This window comes from Shinella zoogloeoides, assembly GCF_003574625.1.
In the GTDB taxonomy this organism is placed as follows: domain Bacteria; phylum Pseudomonadota; class Alphaproteobacteria; order Rhizobiales; family Rhizobiaceae; genus Shinella; species Shinella zoogloeoides_A.
The window spans coordinates 128,901-150,748 of the sequence record NZ_QNUJ01000002.1; the positions used below are offsets into that span (position 1 = coordinate 128,901).

Annotated in this window: 20 protein-coding genes and 1 pseudogene; 4 read left to right on the forward strand and 17 right to left on the reverse strand. The window is 63.4% G+C overall.

Annotated features, from left to right (window positions below; translation table 11 throughout):
* Positions 1-38: 38 nt before the first annotated feature.
* From DSD28_RS04090 to DSD28_RS04105, 4 genes are all read right to left on the reverse strand, one after another.
* A complete protein-coding gene (locus DSD28_RS04090; RefSeq protein ID WP_162911246.1) occupies positions 39-1,082 on the reverse strand; it encodes an ABC transporter ATP-binding protein in 1,044 nt (347 codons plus the stop codon).
* 63 nt (positions 1,083-1,145) lie between these two features.
* Positions 1,146-2,288 carry an ABC transporter substrate-binding protein gene (locus DSD28_RS04095; RefSeq protein ID WP_119255088.1) on the reverse strand — a complete coding sequence of 381 codons (1,143 nt, stop codon included), beginning with the start codon at positions 2,286-2,288 and terminating at the stop codon, positions 1,146-1,148.
* 97 nt (positions 2,289-2,385) lie between these two features.
* A complete protein-coding gene (locus DSD28_RS04100) occupies positions 2,386-4,344 on the reverse strand; it encodes an FAD-dependent oxidoreductase (RefSeq protein ID WP_119255089.1) in 1,959 nt (652 codons plus the stop codon).
* Positions 4,345-4,379: 35 nt separating this feature from the next.
* Complete coding sequence (locus DSD28_RS04105; protein ID WP_119255090.1) at positions 4,380-4,733, reverse strand: cupin domain-containing protein; 354 nt, start codon at positions 4,731-4,733, stop codon at positions 4,380-4,382.
* A 279-nt stretch (positions 4,734-5,012) separates the two neighbouring features.
* Here DSD28_RS04105 and DSD28_RS04110 point away from each other — a divergent pair, with 279 nt between their 5' ends.
* Positions 5,013-5,612, forward strand: a complete 600-nt coding sequence (locus DSD28_RS04110; protein ID WP_119255091.1) for a helix-turn-helix domain-containing protein — start codon at positions 5,013-5,015, stop codon at positions 5,610-5,612.
* Between the two features lie 28 nt (positions 5,613-5,640).
* Here DSD28_RS04110 and DSD28_RS04115 read toward each other — a convergent pair whose 3' ends face one another.
* From DSD28_RS04115 to leuA, 9 genes and pseudogenes are all read right to left on the reverse strand, one after another.
* Positions 5,641-6,048 (reverse strand): GNAT family N-acetyltransferase, encoded by a 408-nt coding sequence (locus tag DSD28_RS04115; RefSeq protein ID WP_205536160.1) that lies wholly within the window; start codon positions 6,046-6,048, stop codon positions 5,641-5,643.
* Between the two features lie 33 nt (positions 6,049-6,081).
* Complete coding sequence (locus DSD28_RS04120; protein WP_119255093.1) at positions 6,082-6,291, reverse strand: DUF2945 domain-containing protein; 210 nt, start codon at positions 6,289-6,291, stop codon at positions 6,082-6,084.
* The gene (locus DSD28_RS04125) at positions 6,288-7,568 is read right to left on the reverse strand and encodes an NAD(P)/FAD-dependent oxidoreductase (protein ID WP_119255447.1); all 1,281 of its coding nucleotides are present in this window, start codon (positions 7,566-7,568) and stop codon (positions 6,288-6,290) included. Before DSD28_RS04125 ends, DSD28_RS04120 begins: the two co-directional genes overlap by 4 nt.
* A gap of 23 nt (positions 7,569-7,591) precedes the next feature.
* Positions 7,592-8,392, reverse strand: a complete 801-nt coding sequence (locus DSD28_RS04130) for a family 1 encapsulin nanocompartment shell protein (protein ID WP_119255094.1) — start codon at positions 8,390-8,392, stop codon at positions 7,592-7,594.
* Complete coding sequence (locus DSD28_RS04135; RefSeq protein WP_119255095.1) at positions 8,385-9,437, reverse strand: Dyp-type peroxidase; 1,053 nt, start codon at positions 9,435-9,437, stop codon at positions 8,385-8,387. The genes DSD28_RS04130 and DSD28_RS04135 overlap by 8 nt, the downstream gene beginning before the upstream one ends.
* A gap of 52 nt (positions 9,438-9,489) precedes the next feature.
* Positions 9,490-9,684, reverse strand: coding sequence for a hypothetical protein (locus DSD28_RS04140; protein WP_119255096.1), 195 nt, complete (start codon positions 9,682-9,684; stop codon positions 9,490-9,492).
* A 59-nt stretch (positions 9,685-9,743) separates the two neighbouring features.
* Positions 9,744-9,998 carry a DUF2171 domain-containing protein gene (locus tag DSD28_RS26145; protein WP_205536168.1) on the reverse strand — a complete coding sequence of 85 codons (255 nt, stop codon included), beginning with the start codon at positions 9,996-9,998 and terminating at the stop codon, positions 9,744-9,746.
* 105 nt (positions 9,999-10,103) lie between these two features.
* Positions 10,104-10,355, reverse strand: a pseudogene (locus DSD28_RS26470) (hypothetical protein); the annotation flags it as partial.
* Positions 10,241-11,923 carry a 2-isopropylmalate synthase gene (gene leuA, locus DSD28_RS04150; protein ID WP_119255098.1) on the reverse strand — a complete coding sequence of 561 codons (1,683 nt, stop codon included), beginning with the start codon at positions 11,921-11,923 and terminating at the stop codon, positions 10,241-10,243. The gene leuA and the pseudogene DSD28_RS26470, both read right to left, overlap by 115 nt.
* 305 nt (positions 11,924-12,228) lie before the next feature.
* Here leuA and DSD28_RS04160 point away from each other — a divergent pair, with 305 nt between their 5' ends.
* Entirely contained in the window at positions 12,229-13,002 is a 774-nt protein-coding gene (locus DSD28_RS04160) for an AraC family transcriptional regulator (RefSeq protein ID WP_119255100.1), read from the forward strand.
* A gap of 8 nt (positions 13,003-13,010) precedes the next feature.
* Here the strand turns inward: DSD28_RS04160 and DSD28_RS04165 are convergent, their stop codons facing one another.
* From DSD28_RS04165 to DSD28_RS04180, 4 genes are all read right to left on the reverse strand, one after another.
* Positions 13,011-13,802: a hypothetical protein gene (locus DSD28_RS04165; protein WP_162911248.1), complete on the reverse strand. Its 792-nt coding sequence runs from the start codon at positions 13,800-13,802 to the stop codon at positions 13,011-13,013.
* 193 nt (positions 13,803-13,995) lie between these two features.
* A complete protein-coding gene (locus tag DSD28_RS04170; protein WP_432430838.1) occupies positions 13,996-15,243 on the reverse strand; it encodes a diguanylate cyclase in 1,248 nt (415 codons plus the stop codon).
* A gap of 234 nt (positions 15,244-15,477) precedes the next feature.
* Positions 15,478-16,776: a TadE/TadG family type IV pilus assembly protein gene (locus tag DSD28_RS04175; protein ID WP_119255103.1), complete on the reverse strand. Its 1,299-nt coding sequence runs from the start codon at positions 16,774-16,776 to the stop codon at positions 15,478-15,480.
* A 286-nt stretch (positions 16,777-17,062) separates the two neighbouring features.
* Entirely contained in the window at positions 17,063-18,394 is a 1,332-nt protein-coding gene (locus DSD28_RS04180; protein WP_119255448.1) for a dicarboxylate/amino acid:cation symporter, read from the reverse strand.
* Positions 18,395-18,617: 223 nt separating this feature from the next.
* Between DSD28_RS04180 and DSD28_RS04185 the strand changes: the two genes are divergently transcribed.
* On the forward strand, positions 18,618-20,456 hold the full coding sequence (locus DSD28_RS04185) for a sensor histidine kinase (protein ID WP_119255104.1): 1,839 nt from the start codon (positions 18,618-18,620) through the stop codon (positions 20,454-20,456).
* A complete protein-coding gene (locus DSD28_RS04190; protein WP_119255105.1) occupies positions 20,453-21,799 on the forward strand; it encodes a sigma-54-dependent transcriptional regulator in 1,347 nt (448 codons plus the stop codon). The genes DSD28_RS04185 and DSD28_RS04190 overlap by 4 nt, the downstream gene beginning before the upstream one ends.
* Positions 21,800-21,848 lie beyond the last annotated feature (49 nt).

Sequence of the window (21,848 nt, forward strand, 5' to 3'; positions counted from 1 at the left end):
CCGCGGGCCGGAAGGCGCCATATCCGAAGCGCCCGCGCTCATTGATAGGCCATCATGTCGGCCGTCTGCCAGCCGATATCGACGGCGTCGCCCGGCTTGTGGACGACGGAGCCGGGGTGGTCGACGAACAGTTCCAGTTTGCCGGCCTTGAAATGGTAGCGATGGACATCGCCCAGGAATTCGGTGAAATCGAGCCGTGCCTTGAGGCCATTCGGCATGTCGGCACGGCCAAGATGCAGCCGGCTCGGCCTGATGTAGATGCGCCACGCGCCCTCGCCGAGCGGCTGGGCGAGACGCAGCTCCAGCGGCGCGCCGGCGCTGTCGGCGGCGGCACCGGCGGAAACCTGCGCCCTGAGGCAGCAGCTCTCGCCGATGAAGGTATAGACGAATTCGCTGGCCGGCTCGGCAAAGACCTTTTCCGGCCGGTCGATCTGTTCGATCCTGCCGCTGCGCATGACGGCGACGCGGCTCGGCATCGCCATCGCTTCCCCCTGGTCGTGGGTCACATAGATGGCGCTGAAACCGATCTCGTCATGCAGCCGCCTGATCTCCGCGCGAAGCTGCAGCCGCAGCGACAGATCGAGCGCCGAGAGCGGCTCATCGAACAGCAGGATCGTCGGGCGCACCACCATCGAACGGGCAAGCGCGACGCGCTGCTTCTGCCCGCCGGAGAGCTGGGCCGGATAGCGCTCCTCGTAGCCGGAAAGGCGGACGACTTCGAGTGCCTGCCTCACGCGCGGCGCAATGTCCGCTTTGGCGACACCGCGCATGCGCAAGCCGTAAGCCACATTTTCAGCCACCGTCTTGTGCGGAAAAAGCGCGCCCGTCTGGAAGATCGTCGTGGTATCCCGCTGGTAGGCCGGCAGGTGATCGACGCGGCTGCCATTGATGCGGATCGCACCGGCATCCGGCCTTTCGAACCCGCCGATCAGCCTGAGCGTCGAGGTCTTGCCCGAGCCCGAGGGGCCGAGCAGGGTGACGAATTCGCCGCGCCTCACGTCGACCGAGACATTGTCGACCGCGACGACGCCGCCAAAGGCGCGGCGAAGGCCGTCGAGCTCCAGTGCATTGGTGTCTGCCAAAACAATCAACTCCGCATCGAAATACGCGAAGCGCCGCTGCGGACGCTTCGCGGAAGGGCTGGGTCAGCCTTCGGTCGTCCTGGTGATGGTTTCCTTCATGCGGACGCTGTAGGCGTCCCAGTTCGGACCGAACTTGTCCCAGCCGTCGATGCCGAACAGCTTGTAGGTCTTGCGCAAGCCTGCCTCGTCGCGCGGATAGCTCTGCCAGTGCGGCGGCGCCTCAAGGCCCTGCAGGGACATGAAATCCGTCGAGGCATTGAGGAAATTCTGCTGCGTTTCCTTCTCGAGAAGATAGCTCATGAAGAGATCGCTCAATTCCGAATGCCGGGTCCCGCGCACCTTCATGAACCAGTTCGTGTAGGAGGCCGTGCCTTCCTCGGGGATCGCGGCTTCGAAGTCGTCGCCGTATTCCTTGATGAAGCCGTAGGCGTCGGCGGAATACATCATCGCCACCGCCGCTTCTTCCTGGGTCATCAGGTTGGTGAGCTCTGCGCCGTCCTTGTACCACTTGGCGACCTTCAGCTTGTCGAGTTCCTGGAAGAGCAGTTCGACGTCGGCGGGCGTACCGAACACTTCGTCGATACCGGGCTTGGCCGACGAGAGCAGCGCGGGGATGCACAGATCCCAATAGAATGCGGAAGCGTCCAGCGTCGCCTTGCCCTTTGCCTTGTCGTCCCAGAATCCCTTCCAGCTCACCGGCTTCAGGCCGCTCGAATTGGCGGTCAGCATCCAGAGCGAGCCCGTGCCGAAGGGCACGCCGTAATCCCTGGCCGGGCCGCGGTTCTCGTCGAACCACGGATAGACATTGGCATTGCCGGGAATCTTCGACCGGTCGACCTTGGCGAAGACATTCTGCGCCATGCCGGTCGTGGTCGTGTATTCGTCGGCGATGGTGATGTCGAAGGGCGGATTGTCGGCCGGCGCCGCCACGATCTGGGCGATCATCTGGTCCCAGCCGCCGACGGTCTCGACCTGCGTACCGTACTTTTCGTTGAAGGACTTGACCACCGTTTCACGGAAGCTGAGCTCGTGATTGCCCGACCAGGAAACGACGATCAGCCCTTCGCCGGCGAAAGACGTCTGCGCGGAAGCGACGCTTGCGCGCCCCAGAATAGCAGGCGCGCCGATCGCCGCCGCCGCCGCACCGAACGCGAGCTTCATCACGCCGCGGCGGCCGATACCGTTTTGGATTCCTTCGAAAGCCATGAAATTCCCTCCCGTTTGCTCATCCGGGACTGCCGGCTTTCTGCCGATCGAGCCCCGTTCACCCGTTTAATCCCTATCCGGCCAACACGCGCTTCGCCTAGAGTGCGGTCCCGACCTTCAATCCCTCGTAGACCGCCTCCTCCGCGGTGCGTGGCGCAAGGCTGTCGCCGATGATGTGCAATTCCTCCACGCTGTCGGCCAGCATGGCGCTCAGTTCATCCACCGGCTCGTGGCCGAGACAGAGCACCAGCGTATCGACATTCTCGAAAAGGATCGGCTGCTCGCTGACGGAATGCTGCATGTAGACGGTGCCGCCATCGCAGCCGTAAAGGCGTGCATAGGGGGTGACACGCACGCCGATCTTGTGCAACTCGGCCGCGACATTGTCGCGAACGTAAAGCGGCAGCAATTCCCCCGGATGGGTGCCGTTGACGGCGAGATCGACGCTGCAGCCTTCGTTGACCAGCCGTTCGGCAATGCCGGGGCCGATCCAGTCGCAGCGCCAGTCGGCGACCACCACGCGGCTGCCGGTCTTCACCTGGTTCCTCAGAAGCTGCCATGCATCGACGACCTGCACGCTGCCGTCATCGGCGATTTCGGGCAGATAGGGCTTGGCGCCAGTGGCCAGAACGACGGCGTCCGGCCTTTCGGCGGCAACCGACGCCCGATCCACCCGCACACCCTTGACGACGCGGACCTGCGCCAGCTCCAGTTCGCGCGAAAGGTTGGTGACGATGCCGCCGAACTCCGCGCGGCGCGGCAATTGCTGCGCCAGCAGCGCTTGCCCGCCCAATTGGCCGGATGCTTCGTAGAGCACGACCTGATGGCCGCGCGCCGCCGCGATCGCCGCGGCTTTCATGCCGGCCGGACCGCCGCCGACCACCATCACCTTTTTGGGGCGCGTTGCGGGCACCAGGGTGCCGAATTTAAGCTCACGGCCGGTTTCCGGATGCTGGATACAGGAGATCGGCACGCCGCGATGGAAATGGCCGATGCAGGCCTGATTGCAGGCGATGCAGGCGCGGATATCGTCCGTGCGGCCCTGCTCCGCCTTTGCCGGCATTTCGGGATCGCAGATCAGGGCGCGGGTCATGCCGCAGACATCGGCGGAGCCCTGTGCCAGCACCGCTTCGGCCTCATGCGGCTGGTTGATGCGTCCGGCGACGAAGACGGGTATGCCCAATGCCTTGCGAAAGCGGGCGGCATCGCTCGCGAGATAGGCGTTGCGATAGGCCATGGGTGGGACGATATGCACCGCGCCGCCCTGCGAGGCCGACGTGCCGGCCGTGACACTGACGTAATCGAGCAGGGGCTCCAGCAACCGACAGCTTTCGAGCACCTCGTCCATGGCAAGGCCATGCTCGTCGCGCTCGCCGCCACTGATGCGCATGCCGATGACGAAATCGTCCGATGTCGCCGCCCGCATCGCGGCCAAGGCTTCGACGGCGAAACGAAGCCGGTTCTCCAGCGACCCGCCATAGGCGTCGGTGCGGCGATTGACACGCGGATTGAAGAATTGCGCCGGAAGATAACCATGGCTGGCGACGAACTCCACGCCGTCAAGCCCCGCTTCGTGCATCCGCCGCGCCGCTTCGCCGTAGCCGGTGACGATCTCGTCGATCATGCGCTTGTCGAGTTGGCGCGGCATGACGCGAAAGCGCTCGTTGGGCGATACGGACGGCGCATAGGCAACCGTCAGCAGCCCGTCGCCGCCCTCCATGATTTCCCGGCCGGGATGGAATAGCTGCGAGACAATCCGGCAATCATGCGCATGACAGATTTCGGCCAGCTTGCGGTAGCCTTCGATACACGCGTCTTCCGTCGCCATCAGCATATGCGAGGTATAGCGCGCAGTCTCATGAACGCCCGCCACCTGACAGACGATCAGGCCCGCGCCGCCACGCGCCCGCGCCTCGTGATAGGCGAGCAGCGCCTCGTTGACGAGACCATCGGTGGGCAGCGTCGTGTCATGCCCCGTCGACATGATACGGTTCTTGAGGCGCACGCCGCGGATCTGCAAGGGCTGGAACAGGTGTGGAAATGCGGAGGTCGTCATGGATTGGAAACGCCGTTCGGTTGCGGATTGCACGGTCAGACCCTGATGTCACGCGTGCGCCAGTCGACGGGGGCGAGCGCGTAGAACACCGTCGCGTGCTCCCCCTCATAGGCGAGCGCGGTCCCCTTCGGCACCCAGAGAACGTCACCCGGTACGGTGTCGAACACCTCATCGCCGACGCGCAGGCGGAACTTGCCCTCGAGCGTGACGATCAGCTCGTCGTAAAGAACGGTCCAGGCAATGGAGCAATCGTCGAAGCGGGCTATGCCGGCGCCCATGGTCTTGCTCGATTTGGGCCCGACCAGACGCGAAATTGTCGCGCGGCCGGAATCGTCACCGTAGGGCTCGAAGCTCCGCTCGGAGCTCTTGAAATGCGCGACGCCGGTCATTCGGGCCTCCCCACCCAAAATCAGCAAACTGAAGCCTACATATTTTGTTATTTGTAAAAAATCGAGCTATTTTTTTACTATCGACAAAAAGATCGATGAAATTTAACTATACACCCGCCTTTCAAGGTTCTGCCGGCCGAAAAGTCGAACGCGCTTCACCCCGAAGTGGAAATTCGGCTTCGCATCTTGCGGCCCGACCATCGATCGGCAACAAGAGCAGGGCACCTTTGGCCCAATCGGATGCCGTCGCGAGACGGGAAATTCCTACGCGGAGCGAGCATGTCGTCTGGGGGCGGTCTTGGAACGGAAGCGGAAACCGCAATCGAGGATCCGGTCCTCGGCGAACGGATCCGGGGTTTGCGCAAAAGGCGCAAGATGACGCTTTCGCAGCTGGCCGAGAGCTGCGAACTCTCGACCGGCTATCTTAGCCAGATCGAGCGAAATCTCGCCTATCCCTCGATCCCCGCACTGGTGAAGATCGCCAGGAGCCTGGGGGTGACCGTGCAATGGTTCTTCGCAGGGGCCTCCCCGGTAGCGCAGGAAGAGCACGGCTATGTCGTGCGAAGCGGCAACCGCCTGAAAATCCAATACGAACACGGCATCATCGACGAACTGGTCACGCCGAAGATGAGCCTGCAGGTGGAAATGATCTATACCCGGCTGCCGCCGGGAACGGAAAGCGCCGAAAGCTACGTGAACGCTGCCGACGGCGTGGGTTTCGTCCTCTCGGGCGAGCTCGACATGTGGGTTGGCGAGCGCCATTTCCACCTTTATGAAGGCGATAGCTGCTCCTATTCCTCAGGCGAGCCGCATCGCTACAAGAATTCCAGCGAGCGCGAAGCCGTCGTGATCTGGGCGATCAGCCCTCCCAGTTTTTGAAATACGGCCTCGTCGGCCCTGCTCTTTGCTAAGCGGCGGGTGAAACGAAAACGCTCTCGGGATCGCCATTATCGAGATTGTCGATGTATCCGCTCGGCTTGAAGCCGCATTTTGCAAACAGCATCTGCATTGGCCTGTTGGACATATTGGTGGAGCTGAACAGCTTCGAGCCTGCCGTCATCCGCCGAAAATGAACGATGGCGAACTCTCCCAATCCCTGGCGGCGAAATTCTCGGCCGATCATCACCATCTCGATAAAGGCATGGCCGAAAAAATGGCCCGTCAGCACCCCATAACCGCAGATCCGGCCGTTTGCCTCGACAACATAGCAACATCCTGATCCGATCCAGGCGCGTATTTGGCGACACCGTCCGTCATCCGTGGCAGCGACCGTATCGACAGCGCAAAGCGCCTCGCTGTCCTCCGATATCGCCAATCGTATATGCACGCCCTTTCCTTTCACGTGCGGTCACGCGTGATCAAGCGCGCTGCCCTTGTGGGCGGCGATGTGGTCGGTCTTGTCGCTCTTGATCTCGTATTGCGGATCGTCGGGCGACGCGCGGTGGGTATGGCCCTTGTAGTCGAAATCGCTGGTGTGGACGGCGATGATGGTGCCCGACACGCGGCCGGCCTCCGAATTCCAGGCGACGTGATCGCCGACGGCAAAGCTCTTGCTCATTGCGGTCTCCTTTCCGGATTTTCGGCATTCGCGCCGGTGATCAGGCGGGCGCTGCGCTGCCCGGTGGAATAGATCCACAGCCAGCTCAGCGCGACAGTGAGCCGGTTGCGCAGGCCGATCAGGAAGTAGACATGGGCGATCCCCCAGGTCCACCAGGCAAGCCGGCCCTTGAGCTTGATCCAGCCGAGATCGACGATGGCGGCCCGCTTGCCGATGGTCGCGAGATTGCCGTCGTTGCGATAGGCGAAGGGGCCTGGCGAGGGCTTTCCTTCGATGCGGGCGCGGATCACGCCGGCGACATAGCGCCCCTCCTGCTTGGCGGCGGGCGCAATGCCCGGCACGGTCCTTCCCTCTCCCATGGAGACATGCGCGGTATCGCCGATCGCGAAGATATCCGCGAAGCCCGGCACGGAAAGATCGGGCGCCACGACGACCCGCCCTGCCCGGTCGGCCGGCACGCCCAGCCACTCGGCCGCCGGCGAGGCGGCGACGCCCGCCGCCCAGAGGATGGTCGCGGCGGGCAGGAATTCGCCGCCGAGTTCGATGCCGTCGGCGCTGCATTGCGAGACCGCGTGGCCGGTGCGCACCTCGACGCCGAGCCGGGCGAGCGCCCGCTCGGCATAGGCCGAAAGATCCTCGGTGAAGGCCGCAAGGATGCGGGGGCCGGCCTCGACGAGCACCACCCGCGCCTCGCGCGTGTCGATATTGCGGAAATCGCGGCGCAGCGTCTCATGGGCAAGTTCCGCGATGGTGCCGGCAAGCTCTACGCCGGTCGGCCCCGCGCCGATGATCGCGAAGGTCAGGAGGCGGCGGCGCTCGTCGGCATCCGTAAGCCATTCCGCTCGCTCGAAGGCGGAGAGGATGCGCCGGCGGATCGTCGTCGCATCCTCCAGCGTCTTCAGCCCCGGCGCATGGGGTTCCCATTCGTCATGGCCGAAATAGGCATGGCGCGCACCGGTGGCGAGGATCAGCGTGTCGTAGGCGACCCGCCGCCCGTCCTCCAGCAGCACGGACTTTCCCGCCGCATCCACGCCGCCGACCGCGCCGAGCAGGGTCGTCGCATTCTTGTGGCGGCTGAGGAGGGAACGGATCGGCCAGGCGATCTCCGAAAGGGCGAGCGAGGCCGTCGCGGCCTGGTAGAGCAAGGGCTGGAACAGGTGATGATTGCGCCGGTCGAGCACCGTGATGCGGAACGGGCCGGCCGCCAGATGCCGCGCCGCCTCCAGTCCGCCGAACCCGCCGCCAACGATGACGACGTGATGCTCGCCCTTATCCATCATGCCGGCCTCCAGCCGTTTTCCTACTCCGCGGACAGCGCCACGGCCGCTTCCGTCGTCAGCGTGCGGAAGGTGAAGCTCTCCTGCACGTAGAGATCGACGGTCGTGGCGGAATGGGCGAGGTAGCCGATGGAGAAATCCTCGCCGACGGTCAGCTCGAAATCGCCGCCGCGCAGCGACAGAACGAGGCCGCCCTCGATGGCTGGCGCCCAGATGATGCCGCCGTCCACCACCCGCTCGATATGGTGGAAGACCGGGTAGCCGTCGTCGCTGCCGCCGCTTGCCGCCATATAGGCATCGGCGCCGAGCACCAGCGCATAGGGGCCTTCCACGCCGGCAAGCCGGAGTTCGCCGACCGCCCGCGCCACGGCATCCGAATAGCGCTTCACGCCCGACGGCAGCGGCACGGCCGGATTGCTCGCGGCCGCGCGGATCCCCTCGATATTGGCGGCGGCGTAGCCGTCGAACACCGCGCGGTCCTCGGCAAACGCGATCTTGCGCATGGCCTCCTTGACGGGCGACCAATCGCTGTCGAGCGCGCCGCGCTCCACATCGTCGATGGCGCTGCGCGAAAGCTGGAAGGGCACGCGAAGCTCGACCAGGGCCTTAACCTCGCGCCGGAGGGACTGGATGCCTTCGTCCGGCGGCGCGATGGGCAGGACATGGCCCGTACCCACCGCCGAAAGCCCGAGCCCCGACGGACCGACCATGTCGACGACACGCCGGCCGGCGAGGTGACGCTTCAGCGTGCGCGCCGCCTCTTCCTCGATCTCGGCCCAGGCGGCTTCGGAAATGGGTGCAAGTTCGCGGTGCAGGTTATTCATGGGAAACCCCTTCTTTCAGAGAGCCTATGCCGAGCGAGCCGTCGCGGCGCGGGGGCGGATCCGTCGCCGCGGGCGTCGCGGCCGCGGGGGCGGCCGGCGCGGCATCGGGCGTCACCGCGTCGAGGAACGAAGCGGAGGGAATGAAGAACAGGGAACCGGTAACGGCGCGGCTGAAATCCAGCAGCCGGTCGTAATTGCCCGGCGGCAGGCCGATGAACATGTTCTCCAGCATGCGCTCGATGCGGTGCGGCGAGCGGGCATAGCCGATGAAATAGGTGCCGAACTCCCCCTTGCCGACATCGCCGAAGGGCATGTTGTCGCGCAGGATCTCCAGCGGCTCGCCGTTCTCCTCGATGGAGGTGAGGACGTTGTGGGCATAGCTCGGCTTCGCCGCGTCGTCGAGCTCGATGTCGGAGAGCTTTTCGCGGCCGATGATCCGCTCCTGCTCGGCGACCGGGACGCGGTTCCAGCCGGGCAGGTCATGCAGGTATTTCTGCACGATGACATAGCTGCCGCCGGCAAAATCCGCGTCCTCGTCGCCGATGATCGTCGCCGCGACGGCCGCGCCGTCGACGGGGTTTTCCGTGCCGTCGACGAAGCCGATGAGGTCCCGGTCGTCGAAATAGCTGAAGCCGTGCACCTCGTCCTCGGTAGCGACGAAACCCGCCAGCCGGCTCATGATGTGGGTTGCAAGCTCGAAGCAGAGGTCCATGCGCGTGGCGCGGATATGGAAGAGCAGGTCGCCGGGCGTGGCCACCGCATGATGCTTGCCGCGGATCTCGCGGAAGGGATGCAGGTCCTTCGGGCGCGGTACGCCGAAGAGCCGGTCCCAGGCATCCGAGCCGACGCCGAGCACGCAGGAAAGCCCGCCCTCCAGATCGCGGAAGCCGACGGCCCGCAGGAGGCCGGAAAGATCGGCGCAGAGCTTGCGCACGGCGGCTTCGGCCGCGCTGCCGGGCTCCAGTGTCACGACGAGAAAGATGGCCGCGCGTGTCAGCCGCGCCGCGACCGGCTGCGGGACGACGGAAGGAAGAACTGCATCCATGCATGATCCATTCGGCAAGGGCTGGAAGGCGGCAAGCCGACAGGATGCCGGCTCAATCCATGTCGCGGAAGGCGTGTCCGTTCGCCTCCAGGGCTTTCAACACCTCGGAAGGTAGCGAGTCTTTTTCCACCGTGCCATCGAAAATCCAGTCCTTCGCATCGGCGATATCGGGAAGGCCCGCGCCGGCACGCACGTAGAGGCCGATCGCCGGCTTCTGCGGGTTGAGATAGAGATCGTAGTTTTCCATCGGAAGCACCCTGCGCTTGAGAAAACGGGGCGGCCGGAGGAAAGCCGCCCCGGAGCTGGTCAGAGCTTGACCGGACGGCCGGATTTTTCCTCTTCCAGCGTCACGGCGATGTCGGCATTGGCCGACAGGCGCACCTTGTCGCCCTCGACGTCGGCCACGAAGCCCATCTCGATATAGTGGTGATGACCTTCGTGATGGCCGAAGCTGTCGCTCTTCTTCAGCTTGATGCGGTTGCCTTCCACGCGGTCGACCGTGCCGACATGCACGCCGTCGGCGCCGATCACTTCCATGTTTTCCCTGACCTTGTCGCTCATGCCATTTCTCCCTTTCGGATGTTCAGACCGTTCGGATTTCCTGCCGTTGAAGGGAATGTCTCCCTGCCGGCGACGGAGGCGCGAACACCCGCTCCGTCGCACACTGTGGGCAAGGATCATTTCCGCCAGCGAATCCTGTACATAGCGCTGGATCGCCCGTTTCAAAGGGCGGAGCCTCATAGGCGGGATAGGCGCCTGACCGAAAGCGTTGCGAGCTGTCGCGCTCGGCAACAGGAACACGGCTATGCGCTGTCGGAGCAATTGGCAGCGGCGCTGAGGACGGCCCGCACCGACGCGGTCGCGATGTCGGTATCGATCCCGACACCGAATACCTTTCGACCATCGCGGGTGCGGCATTCGATATAGGCGGCGGCCTGCGCAAAGGTACCCCGCTTCAACGAATGCTCGTGATAGTCGACGACGTCCAGATCGATGCCACAGCCGGTCTGCAGTGCCGACAAAGCGCTCGAGATCAACCCGTTGCCGCGACCCGTGATCGCAAGCTCCCTGCCGCGATGGCGGATGCGGCCGGCAAAGACCCGCGCCTCGCCGTTGCGCGCCGCTCTGCCGTCCTTGTAGCCCAGAAGCTCGAAATCGGCATTGCCGTCCAGATGGTAGACGTCGCAAAACAATGCCCAGATCGTCTCGGCGGTGATTTCCTTGCCCGTATCGTCGGCGAAGGCCTGAACGCGGCGGCTGAAGTCGATCTGCAGCGGGCGCGGCAGCTTCAAGCCGCGGTCCTGCTCCAGCACCCAGGCGATGCCACCTTTGCCGGACTGGCTGTTGACGCGGATGACCGCCTCATAGGTCTCGCCGATATCCTTGGGATCGATCGGCAGATAGGGCATTTCCCATATGCCGTCGTTTCGGCTTTCATGTGCGGAAAAGCCCTTGCGGATGGCATCCTGATGCGAGCCGGAAAAAGCCGTGTGGACCAGTTCGCCGGCATAGGGATGACGCGGATGGACCGGCAGGGCGTTGCAATGCTCGACGGTGCGCACCACCGAACGCATCTCGGGAAAATAAAGCTTCGGATCGATGCCCTGCGTGTAGAGATTCAACGCGAGCGTCACGAGATCGACATTGCCCGTGCGCTCGCCATTGCCGAAGAGGCACCCCTCCACCCGGTCGGCCCCGGCCAGCAGGGCCTGCTCCGTCGCTGCGACCGCCGTGCCCCGGTCATTATGCGGATGCACGCTTATGATCACGCTGTCACGACGCGAAAGATTGCGGCAGAACCACTCGATCTGGTCCGCATAGACATTCGGCATGGCGACTTCCACCGTGGCGGGCAGGTTGAGGATCGCCTTGTTTCCGGGCGTCGGCTGCCAGACATCGAGAACCCGCTCGCAGATTTCGAGGGCGAAATCTGGCTCCGTAAAACAGAATGTCTCGGGCGAATATTCGAAGGTCCAGCGGGTTTCCGGCTGTTTCATGCTTTCTTCCAGCATGGCGGTCACGCCGCTGATCGCCAGATCGACGATCTCGTGCCTTTCCATCCTGAACACGACGCGACGAAAAAGCGGCGCCGTCGCGTTGTAGAGATGCACGATGGCCTGGTGCGCGCCGCGCAGGGACTCGAAGGTACGCGAAATCAGGTCGGCGCGCGATTGGGTCAGCACCTGGATCGTCACGTCCTCGGGCACGAGATCGTCTTCGATGAGCCTGCGGACGAAGTCGAATTCGGTCTGCGATGCCGAGGGGAAGGCGACCTCGATTTCCTTGAATCCGATGTCCAGCAGCATTCGGTAGAAACGCATCTTCTTCTCGCCGTCCATCGGATCGGCAAGCGCCTGATTGCCGTCGCGCAGGTCGGTCGAGACCCAGCGCGGCGCCTGCGTCAATCGCCGGTCGGGCCATTGGCGATCCGGCAACGCGATGGGAGAAATGAAGGGACGGTATTTGATATCGGGGTTCTGTATCATGGCTATGACTTCCTTCTGCTCTTGGAGCAGCGACTTCGACAACGAAAGGGTGCTGACGGCGGACTACGACCGCCGGGTCGCCATCAGGCCCAGCGGTCGCCGATAAGTCGAAGGGGAAGAAGGAGCAGGGCCGGGCGCGCGCCGTTCGACGGCGCATCGGACACCGGCGAAACGGACAGGATGGGGCGGGCGCAGGCGGACACTCTATAGCTTTCCGAAAATATGCTTCTGCGGCCGATGATATGCGGGCGGGGGTTGGCATTCCTGCGCGCGAAGGCCATCTTAAAGCGCAAAAGGGTCAACCCATGTCGCTCAATTATCCCGCACCGTCTGCGCTCGCCGTAACCGCCATCGCGCAGGACGATGTTTCCTTCGCCGGCCCGCCGCATCGCCACCAGGATGCACAGCTGATCTATGCGCGATCCGGTGTCGTGTCGGTCTCGACCGAAAGCGGCACCTGGATCGTGCCGCCCAATCGGGCGGTGTGGGTCCCGCCCATGGTGGAACATGCGACACGCAGCCACGGCCCGGTGGAGTTCCGCGCGATCTTCGTTCGCCCCGATGCCGCGGGATCGCTGCCCGGCGCCTGCGGGGTGGTGGAGGTGTCGCCCCTGCTCAGGGAGCTCATCCTGCGGCTGGTCGAACTGCAGGGACGGGACATTACGGATTTCAGCCGGCGCGTGTGCGAGCTGTTGCTGGAAGAACTGACGTTCCTGCCCGCAGAACCGCTCAACCTGCCGATGCCGTCCGACAGACGGCTTCGGGATCTTTGCCAGACATTGCAATCCGATCCCGGCATGGCGCTTGCCCTTGTCGATGCAGCATCGCGCACCGGCATGAGCCGGCGCAGCTTCATGCGTCATTTCGAACACGAGACGGGCATGACCTACGGCCGCTGGCGCCAGCAGGCAAGGCTGCTTGCCGCCCTGCCCGCACTGGCCGGCGGGCAACCGGTTCTATCGGTCGCGCTGGACTGCGGCTATCAAAGCGCCAGCGCTTTCGCGGCAACGTTCAAGCGCAGCCTTGGACGAAGGCCATCGGACTACTTCAACAACAATGCGAAAAACACCGCGGGGTGACTCCGTCCTTATCTGAGAGTCTCGACAATCGCATCGGCATCCCCGCAATCCTGGTCCGAAGGCGCGCTGCCAGCCCGTTCGTTGATTGCCGCGGCCGCCTCAATGGCTGCCTTCATCCGTGCGATGGTGTCAGGCGACTGATCCTTCATCATGATCTCGGAAGCGAGGGTCGATACGTTTACGGAGCGCATGTTGAGCTCCAGCTCGGAGCAGCTTGCGGAAGCAGGCGCGCTGCCGGCCTCGTTGGCGGCAGCAGGATCGGCTGTCCCCAGGCGAACGGTCGAGACGGCAAGGTCACAGGCGGGTGAGAAGCGCCCGGATTTATCTTCGGGATAGATGCATTCGAAATTATAGGCTTTCCCGTCGACCACCGTGAATATGTAGCGGTTGATGGCGACGTTGCTGAACCTCGCATTGGTGAACACCATGTCGATGGCAGGCTGGCCGAGCAGGGTGGTCATTGCGGTGGACTTGAGTCTGATCGAGGGCAGAACGGCGATCGCCTTCGTGAATTCATCGACGATGACATCGCGCGTTTGCTCGCTTACTTGCGAGATGCTTCCAGGGTCACGCGGCCCGAGGAAAGTGATAAGCACGTCGCCGTTGCTCATCGTCGAGGCCGTAACACCCGTTACGTCACCGGTCCCGTCAGGGAACATATGGCTTAGCGTGAAGTCCACCGGGTATTGGAAGCTGTACGATCCGTCATCCGCCTCGAAGCTCCGCGTTTCCTGCGCCGCGGCCAGCGCCGGGACGATGAGGACCAGTGCCAGCAATCCGGCGCGCGCGAGCAATGTCATTGCGATACCACTCCAAACAATCCGATTCGCGGACATTTTTCCTATACCGTCACATGCCCGATTTCAGTAACAGAAAGAACCCCTTGCGACGCAAGCGAGGACAACAAATGTGCAGCGCCCGGTGATTTCGGTCCCGTCTCATGACGCCCCGGAACGAGACGCGAGACCGATGAATCGCCTGACGCTTGCACGATCAGCGGAAGGCGACCTCGAGGTTCTGCCTGTCGCCTGAGATGACGGAGCAGGCCGTCTCAAATCCCTCCGCTTTTATCGCGAGCCGGAACTCCGACGGGATGCCGGCCGTGTTGGTGACCGTAATGCCCGCGCCATCCACGCCGAGGCTTTTCACGGTGCAGTCGACCGTCGAGCGGCGATCGTTGAAGATGACACTTCCCGCCTTCAACACGCGGCGGCGCGCGCCCATCCCGTTGGCGGCCTGCATCGAGGACCAGGAAACGCAGCGATTGCGGCCACTGCCCTTTGCCCGGTACATTGCGGCATCCGCCTGGGCCAGCAGGGTATCGACATCCCGTCCGACGATGGACAAAGCCGAGACCCCGAAGCTGGCGGTCACGGCGAGCGTGCCGAAGTCCCCGCAGATCGGCCGGGCGCAAACTTCCGCCCGCAGCTTTTCGGCCGCGGCCATCGCGTCCTCCGCCCCAATATGGGGGAGCAGGATCGCGAACTCCTCTCCGCCGAGCCGCCCGAACAGGTCGCTGGCGCGAAGGTTGGCGCGGCAGGTCGCGGCAACGGCTTTCAGCACCTCGTCGCCCGCTGCATGGCCATGCGTATCGTTGACCAGCTTGAAACGGTCGACATCGAGCAAGATGCAGGCGAGATCGTGCTTGTGGCGCAGTGCGGCGGCGATAAGCTGCTCCGCCTCCCGCTTGAAGGCGCGGCGGGTCAGTGCCTCGGTCAGGCTGTCTGTGGAGGCGGTCTGCATCAATTCGATCCTGTCCATCGCCACTCCCGCCAGCTCCTCGAGAACGCAGAGATCCCTGCGGCCAAAGGAGCGAGGCGCCCGGTCGATCGCGCAGACCGTACCGATCGTGATCCCGGCTTTCGTCTTCAGCGGCACGCCGGCATAGAAGCGGATATGCTCAGGGCCCGTGACGGCCGGATGCGCGACAAATCGCGGAACCTTCATCGCATCCTGCACGATCATCGGTTGCTCGTCGGCGGCGACATAGCGGCAGAAGGTGTCTTCAAGAGGCACCTCATCGGCAGAAAGGCCCGAACAGGCCTGATACCATTGCCGATGCCCGTCGATGAATGAAACAAGGCCGATTTCGACATCGAATACCTGCTGGATCAGCCGAACGATCCGGTCGAAGCCACTGTCACGCGGACCATTGAAAAGGTCGAGTTGCTCAAGCGCAGCCAGACGCCCCTTCTCACGTTGAACAGCTTCCGCCGACGACTTACCGAATACCCTGGCCATCACTCGAAACTCCCCCATTCCCATTCGCCTCGACAAAAGCGAATTGGACAAATCAGGTGGTTCCTTTGAACATGGCGATGTCGTTCAGGCAATCGACGAAAACGGAAATGCCCGTTTTTGCCGTTTGGGCATGATCATGGAGCGTTTGCGCAAGGCGCCTGGCCAGGGAGATTCACCCGGACGCAATCCATCGGGTTTGGCGAGCAGGCGGCTGCGGGAAATCCGCCGTCCTCATCAACTCGTGACGCGAGGGCTTTTTACAGCCTTGATGAAAAGGGCTTTCATGGCTGCCTCGATGCCCTCCGTGGGGCTGACTTCAAAATAAAGGTCGTCGCTTGCGCATTCCTTCATCTTGCCGCCGATCTCGCTCTGGAAGGGCTTGATCCAGGAATTGTACCAATCGTTCGTCGGCAGGGGGAGATAGGTCGTATAGAGGACGGCCACCCGGATGCCGCGATCCTTCAAGGCCTTGCAATACTTGACATCGATCGGCTCCTGACAGCGATTGCCGGTGAGCTTCTTCGTGCAGCCCTTCGGTTTGTTGCTATCGCCCACGCCGTCTGCGACGAAGAAGACGATCTTCTCACGATTCGTCATGGTGGTGCCGTCGCCAGGCTGGTCGATCTCGGCATTGATCTTGGTCAGGGCGTCATCGAAGCTCGTCTGCTGGTCGTTGTCGTAGCCCTGATAAGGTATGCTCATCAGCTTGATATTCTCGGCCGCCTTCTTGATCGCGGAAAGATCCGCAGTCAGTTTCGAGACCGTGTAAAGCTTCACGTCCGTCGCCGCTTCACCGAACGTATAGGCGGCAATGCGGAACTGGCCGGAGTATTTCTGCGTACTGACAGCCTCGTCCATCAGGGCGGCGGTCGCCTTCGCGACGACGTCGATGCGTATCGTCGCGCCGATCTTGCGTGCAAGATTGTAATAGCTGTTTTTATCGCTGACGCCGTTGTTGACGATATGGCAGGCGAAGGCGCATTTGTCGGAGGTGGCGTTGACGAGCTTGGTCACGTCTGCCGGAGTTGCACCCACGCCCATGGAGGGGGTGTTGTCGAGCAGCATGAAGAAGTCGATAAAGCTGTCCGTCTGGTAGGTGGCCGTCGCCGTTCCCGAGACGGTGATCGAATTTTTCCCCAGGATCCTCATGAAGGTCGTTGGAATCTCCGCCGTGAAGTCGACGCGGGAGTTCAGGTTGCTGCCCTTCTTGAAGACAGACATGTCGACGGACAGGGTCACGTCCGTCAACGCATTGGGGCGCTGCGCCAGGAAGAACAGACGGCCATCCTCCGCGGCGATCTTGACCTCGCCATCGGCACCCATCTTGACCGCTTCGGCAACCCCTTGCGATTTTTCAGTAATGGCCGCCAGAGCGGCGGCATCCGCAGCATCGAAAAGTTGCGACCGAATGAAGACGGCCTGGCTGAAGTCGATCGCAGCGCCGGCGGCGCCGAAAAACGGCACGCTGACCAAGGCTGCAAGCATCCCGAAATTGCCAGATTTGCTGCGTGCAAACGCTGAAAACCAACGCATGTTGCCCCCTCGGTCCAGATCGAAACAACATCGGGCCAAAGCGATAACGGGCAATTAAGAAGTTAGAAAAATATGTTCAAAAGCATGCGGTTTTCTCGAACACCCCATCCGTTCCGGCGAGTAAACTCCAGGTCATTCAATTCTGGTCTGACATGCGGATCACTCGAACCAGCACATGGCCATGGGCCAACACCGTTTCGACGGCGCCTGAAAACGGTACGGGCATCCAGCCTTCACCGGATGCCCGTATATCTGCATGATTTCGGGATAATCCCTGCTTCCAGCCTTATTGCGCCGGCGACAGGGCGGGCACTTCGGCCAGCGTCCCGGTGGCGCCGCCCTCCAGCGCCGCATTGAGCTTTTCGACATCCAGCTCGTTTTCCCAGCGCGCGACGACGATCGTCGCGACGGCATTGCCGACGAAGTTGGTCAGCGCACGGCATTCGGACATGAAGCGGTCGATGCCGAGGATCAGCGCCATGCCGGCGACCGGCACGGAGGGCACGACCGAAAGCGTCGCGGCCAGCGTGATGAAGCCAGCGCCCGTGATGCCCGCAGCCCCCTTCGAGCTCAGCATGGCCACGAGCAGGAGGAGAATCTGGTCGCCGATCGGCAGCGAGATATCCATGGCCTGGGCGATGAAGAGCGCGGCAAGCGTCATGTAGATGTTGGTGCCGTCGAGATTGAACGAATACCCCGTCGGAATGACAAGGCCGACGACCGAGCGCTTGCAGCCGGCCTTTTCCATCTTCTGCATCAGGCCCGGCAGCGCCGCTTCCGACGACGAGGTACCGAGAACGAGCAGCAGCTCTTCCTTGATGTAGCGGATGAGCGCCAGGATGGAGAAGCCGTTGTACCTGGCGACAGCTCCCAGCACCACGAAGACGAAGAGGAACGCGGTGATGTAGAAGGTGGCGATCAGGAAGGCGAGGTTGGCAACCGAACCGATGCCGTACTTGCCGATGGTGAAGGCCATGGCGCCGAAGGCGCCGATGGGCGCGGCCTTCATCAGGAGGGCGACAAGGCGGAAGATCGGCGAGGTCAGGGACTGCAGGAAATCGACGACGGGCTTGCCCTGTTCGCCGACCATGCCGAGCGCGATACCGAACAGAACCGAGAAGAACAGCACCTGCAGGATATCCCCATCGGAAAAGGCGCCGACGATGGTCTGCGGGATGATGTTCATCAGGAAACCGGTAATGGTCGATTCATGCGCCTTGGTGGCATAGGTCGCGACCGCATTGGCATCGAGCGAGGCCGGCGCGATATGCATGCCGGCGCCCGGCTGCACGACATTGGCGACGACCATGCCGACGGCAAGCGCCAGAGTCGAGAATGTCAGGAAGTAGATCATCGCCTTGCCGGCGACACGGCCGACCTTCTTAAGGTCCGACATACCGGCAATGCCGGTGGCGACAGTCAGGAAGATCACCGGCGCGATGATCATCTTGACCAGCTTGATGAAGGCATCTCCGAGCGGCTTCAGGCTGGCGCCGAAATCGGGATAGAAATGGCCGACGAGCATGCCCGCGATGATGGCGACGATCACCTGGAAATACAGATGGGTGTAGAACGGTTTGGGGTCACGCGTTTCGGTGACGGCGGACGAGATATGCACGGCTTCCTCCTTTCGCACCCCCACCGATGAAACGGCTCTTCCCGGGGTGGCTTGCTGTAACTGCCGGCTAGATCAGCAAGGGATGTGCCAAGTCGCGTGGAGGCGACTAAGCGCCGATTATTATTGATCTATTTCTTTCGCACCGAGAGGACCCAGGCGAATTTGTGCGACTATCCGCACAGGCTCGATTGAATATCGTGCGATTTCATGCTCAAATTTGACGATGGACGTCACGGCCAACCGCACCGCCGCCGATCTTTCCCGCTCGACGCGGCGGCAGTGGCTTGTCTTCACCGTGCTGCTCCTCGCCCTTTCGCTCGGGGCGCTCCATGCGGCCGGCGTCTACGGACGGTCCTCCGCCCTTTCCATGCTGGAGGAACAGGGAAGGACGGAAGCCAACCTCAAGGTCGCCTTGCTGCGCGCCGTGCTGGAACGCCCGCGCGCCCTGCCCTTCCTGCTTTCGCGTGACCGGGACGTCACCGACGCCTTGACGGATAACGCACAGGCCAAGCGCCGGTTTCTCGACCGGAAGCTGGAGGAACTCGTCGCCGGCACGAGTGCGGCGGTGATCTACGTCATCGACGCCAGCGGCATCGCGATCTCCGCGAGCAACTGGCGGGAACCGACGAGTTTCGTGGGCAACGACTACACGTTCCGCGCCTATTTCTCCCGCGCCATGCAGCAGGGCACGGCCGAACATTTCGCGCTCGGCTCGGTCAGCAAGAGGCCGGGCCTTTACATCTCGCATCGCATCGGCCCGGTCGACGCTCCGCTCGGCGTCGTCGTGGTCAAGATGGAGTTCGACCAGCTCGAAAGGGACTGGCGCGAGACACAGCGTCCCTCCTATGTCGTCGATGCCCATCATATCGTGCTGATTACCAGCATCCCGTCCTGGCGCTTCATGAGCACGGAGCCGCTGCCGGCCGAGAGCCTTGCCGCCATCCGGGAAAGCCTGCAGTTCGGCGCGGCCCCGCTTCTGCCCCTTCCCTTCGAGAGGCAGGCGGAGGGCAATCTGGTACGCGCCCTCCTGCCGGGCGGCGGCGCGGAGACCTACCTGCGTATCACGGCGCCCGTCGCTTCGACGCCATGGCAATTTGAATATCTCATGCCGGCGGGCCGGGCGGTTGCGGCCGGCATGCGTGAAGCCCGGCTCCTGACCCTCCTGCTTCTCGGGGCGGGCGCTTTTCTCGCCGCCCTCTGGCTGCGCCGGCGGCAGGTCGCACGCGCCAATGCCGCACGCGAACAGGCAGCGCGTGAAGAGCTGGAGCGTCGCGTGATCGAACGCACCAGCGATCTCAGCCGCGCGCGCGACCATCTCGAAGCCGAGATCGCCGACCATCGCATGACCGAGACGAAACTGCAGGCCACCCAGCAGGATCTGGTGCAGGCGAACCGCCTTGCCATTCTCGGGCAGGTCGCGGCGGGCGTCGCCCATGAAATCAACCAGCCGCTCGCCACCATCCGCGCCTATGCCGACAATGCCAAGGTGTTTCTCAGCCGTGGCAGGTCCGGGCCCGTACTGGAAAACCTGGACCATATCGCCGGCCTGACGGAGCGGATCGCCACCATTACGGAAGACCTCAAGGCTCTCGCCCGCAAGGGCAGCACCGCCGAGGAACCCGTCGCCTTGCGGGACGTCATCGACGGCGCGGTCCTGCTGCTGCGCAGCCGCTTCACCGGCAGGCTGGAGCGGCTGAGGATCGCGCCGCTGCCGGCGAACCTTACGGTTCGCGGCAACCGGCTCCGGCTCGAGCAGGTGCTGATCAACCTCTTCCAGAACGCGCTGGAGGCCGTCGAGGCGCAGGACGACGGCCGGGTCGATGTCACCGTCGCCGTAAGCGAACGCGACATCGTTCTCCATGTCTCCGACAACGGCCCCGGCCTTCCGGATGCGATCCTCGCCCAACTGTTCGAGCCCTTCAACACATCGAAGGAAAAGGGGCTCGGATTGGGTCTCGTCATCGCCAAGGATATCGTCTCGGACTATGGCGGACGGATCGAGGTCGAGACGAATGCGTCCGGCGCCACGTTCCGCGTCCATCTCAGAAAGGCTGGAACATGAACGCGCCCGTCCTCCTCATCGATGACGACCGGCAATTGCTGCGCGCCACCGCGCAGACGCTGGAGCTTGCCGACTTCTTCGTCACGCCCTTCGCATCCGCCGCCGAAGCACTGCCACAGCTCGACCTGAATTTCGCGGGTGTCGTCGTCTCGGACATCCGCATGCCGGGCATGGACGGCCTCCAGCTTTTCGAGCGCATCCGCGCCCTCGACGCGGAGATCCCCGTCATCCTCATCACCGGCCACGGCGACATTCCCACGGCCGTCAAGGCCATCCAGGACGGCGTCTACGATTTCATCGCCAAGCCCTTTCCGGCGGAGCGCCTTATCCAGTGCGTGCGCCGCGCCGCGGAAAGACGCAGCCTCGTCCTCGAAAACCGCCGCCTTCGCGAGGCGGCGCGGCAGGCGGAGGACGACATCCCGCTGATCGGCCAGACGCCCGTCATGGAGCGCCTGCGCCAGACACTTCGCCAGATCGCCGATACCGACGTCGACGTGCTGGTGACGGGCGAGACCGGCAGCGGCAAGGAAGTCGTGGCGCGCCTGCTGCACGGCTGGAGCCGGCGTGCGAAGGGCAATTTCGTGGCGCTCAATTGCGGCGCCTTGCCCGAGCAGGTCATCGAGAGCGAACTCTTCGGCCACGAACCCGGCGCCTTCACCGGCGCGCAGAAAAAGCGCATCGGCCGCATCGAGCATTCAAGCGGCGGCACGCTCTTCCTCGACGAACTGGAGAGCATGCCGCTCTCCACCCAGATCCAGATGCTGCGCGTACTGGAAATGCGGGAGGTAACGCCGCTGGGCACCAACGAGGTGCGCCCCGTCGATATCCGCATCGTCGCAGCCGCCAAGGTCGATCTTTCCGATCCCGGGCAGCGCAAGGCGTTCCGGGAAGATCTCTATTATCGCCTGAACGTCGTCTCGATCCTGATCCCGCCGCTACGCGAGAGGCGGGAAGACATCCCGCTTCTCTTCAGCTACTTCGCCGAGCGCGCGGCGCAACGGTTCCAGCGCGCCGCACCGGCCCTTTCCAGCGATATCCTGCGGCACCTGCGCGCGCATGACTGGCCGGGCAATGTGCGCGAACTCTCGCATTTCGCCGAACGCGCCGTCCTCGGCATGGTGTCGCGTGCGGCCACGGCCGCCGCCTCCTCGCAGGCGACGGGCGCTGGCTCGCTTCCCGAGCAACTGGACAGGCTGGAAGCCGAGATTATCCGCGATGCGCTTTCCGCTCACGGCGGCAACGTGCAGCAGACGCTCGTGGCGCTCGGCATTCCCCGCAAGACCTTCTACGACAAGCTGCAGCGCCACGGTATCGTGCGGCGGGAGTTTGTTGCCAGGGAATGAAGCGTGGGCGCCTCACGGGCACGGCGACATTCTCCGGATGAGAAAATCG

What these genes read in the sequence shown, in the direction of transcription:
- DSD28_RS04170 (WP_432430838.1), bottom strand. Translation starts at nt 15,243, where the DNA reads ATGGCCAGGGTATTCGGTAAGTCGTCGGCGGAAGCTGTTCAACGTGAG.
- DSD28_RS04105 (WP_119255090.1), bottom strand. Translation starts at nt 4,733, where the DNA reads ATGACCGGCGTCGCGCATTTCAAGAGCTCCGAGCGGAGCTTCGAGCCC.
- DSD28_RS04175 (WP_119255103.1), bottom strand. Translation starts at nt 16,776, where the DNA reads ATGCGTTGGTTTTCAGCGTTTGCACGCAGCAAATCTGGCAATTTCGGG.
- leuA (WP_119255098.1), bottom strand. Translation starts at nt 11,923, where the DNA reads ATGATACAGAACCCCGATATCAAATACCGTCCCTTCATTTCTCCCATC.
- DSD28_RS04100 (WP_119255089.1), bottom strand. Translation starts at nt 4,344, where the DNA reads ATGACGACCTCCGCATTTCCACACCTGTTCCAGCCCTTGCAGATCCGC.
- DSD28_RS04140 (WP_119255096.1), bottom strand. Translation starts at nt 9,684, where the DNA reads ATGGAAAACTACGATCTCTATCTCAACCCGCAGAAGCCGGCGATCGGC.
- DSD28_RS04120 (WP_119255093.1), bottom strand. Translation starts at nt 6,291, where the DNA reads ATGAGCAAGAGCTTTGCCGTCGGCGATCACGTCGCCTGGAATTCGGAG.
- DSD28_RS04165 (WP_162911248.1), bottom strand. Translation starts at nt 13,802, where the DNA reads ATGACATTGCTCGCGCGCGCCGGATTGCTGGCACTGGTCCTCATCGTC.
- DSD28_RS04095 (WP_119255088.1), bottom strand. Translation starts at nt 2,288, where the DNA reads ATGGCTTTCGAAGGAATCCAAAACGGTATCGGCCGCCGCGGCGTGATG.
- DSD28_RS04190 (WP_119255105.1), top strand. Translation starts at nt 20,453, where the DNA reads ATGAACGCGCCCGTCCTCCTCATCGATGACGACCGGCAATTGCTGCGC.
- DSD28_RS04125 (WP_119255447.1), bottom strand. Translation starts at nt 7,568, where the DNA reads ATGGATAAGGGCGAGCATCACGTCGTCATCGTTGGCGGCGGGTTCGGC.
- DSD28_RS04135 (WP_119255095.1), bottom strand. Translation starts at nt 9,437, where the DNA reads ATGGATGCAGTTCTTCCTTCCGTCGTCCCGCAGCCGGTCGCGGCGCGG.
- DSD28_RS04185 (WP_119255104.1), top strand. Translation starts at nt 18,618, where the DNA reads ATGGACGTCACGGCCAACCGCACCGCCGCCGATCTTTCCCGCTCGACG.
- DSD28_RS04160 (WP_119255100.1), top strand. Translation starts at nt 12,229, where the DNA reads ATGTCGCTCAATTATCCCGCACCGTCTGCGCTCGCCGTAACCGCCATC.
- DSD28_RS04130 (WP_119255094.1), bottom strand. Translation starts at nt 8,392, where the DNA reads ATGAATAACCTGCACCGCGAACTTGCACCCATTTCCGAAGCCGCCTGG.
- DSD28_RS04110 (WP_119255091.1), top strand. Translation starts at nt 5,013, where the DNA reads ATGTCGTCTGGGGGCGGTCTTGGAACGGAAGCGGAAACCGCAATCGAG.
- DSD28_RS26145 (WP_205536168.1), bottom strand. Translation starts at nt 9,998, where the DNA reads ATGAGCGACAAGGTCAGGGAAAACATGGAAGTGATCGGCGCCGACGGC.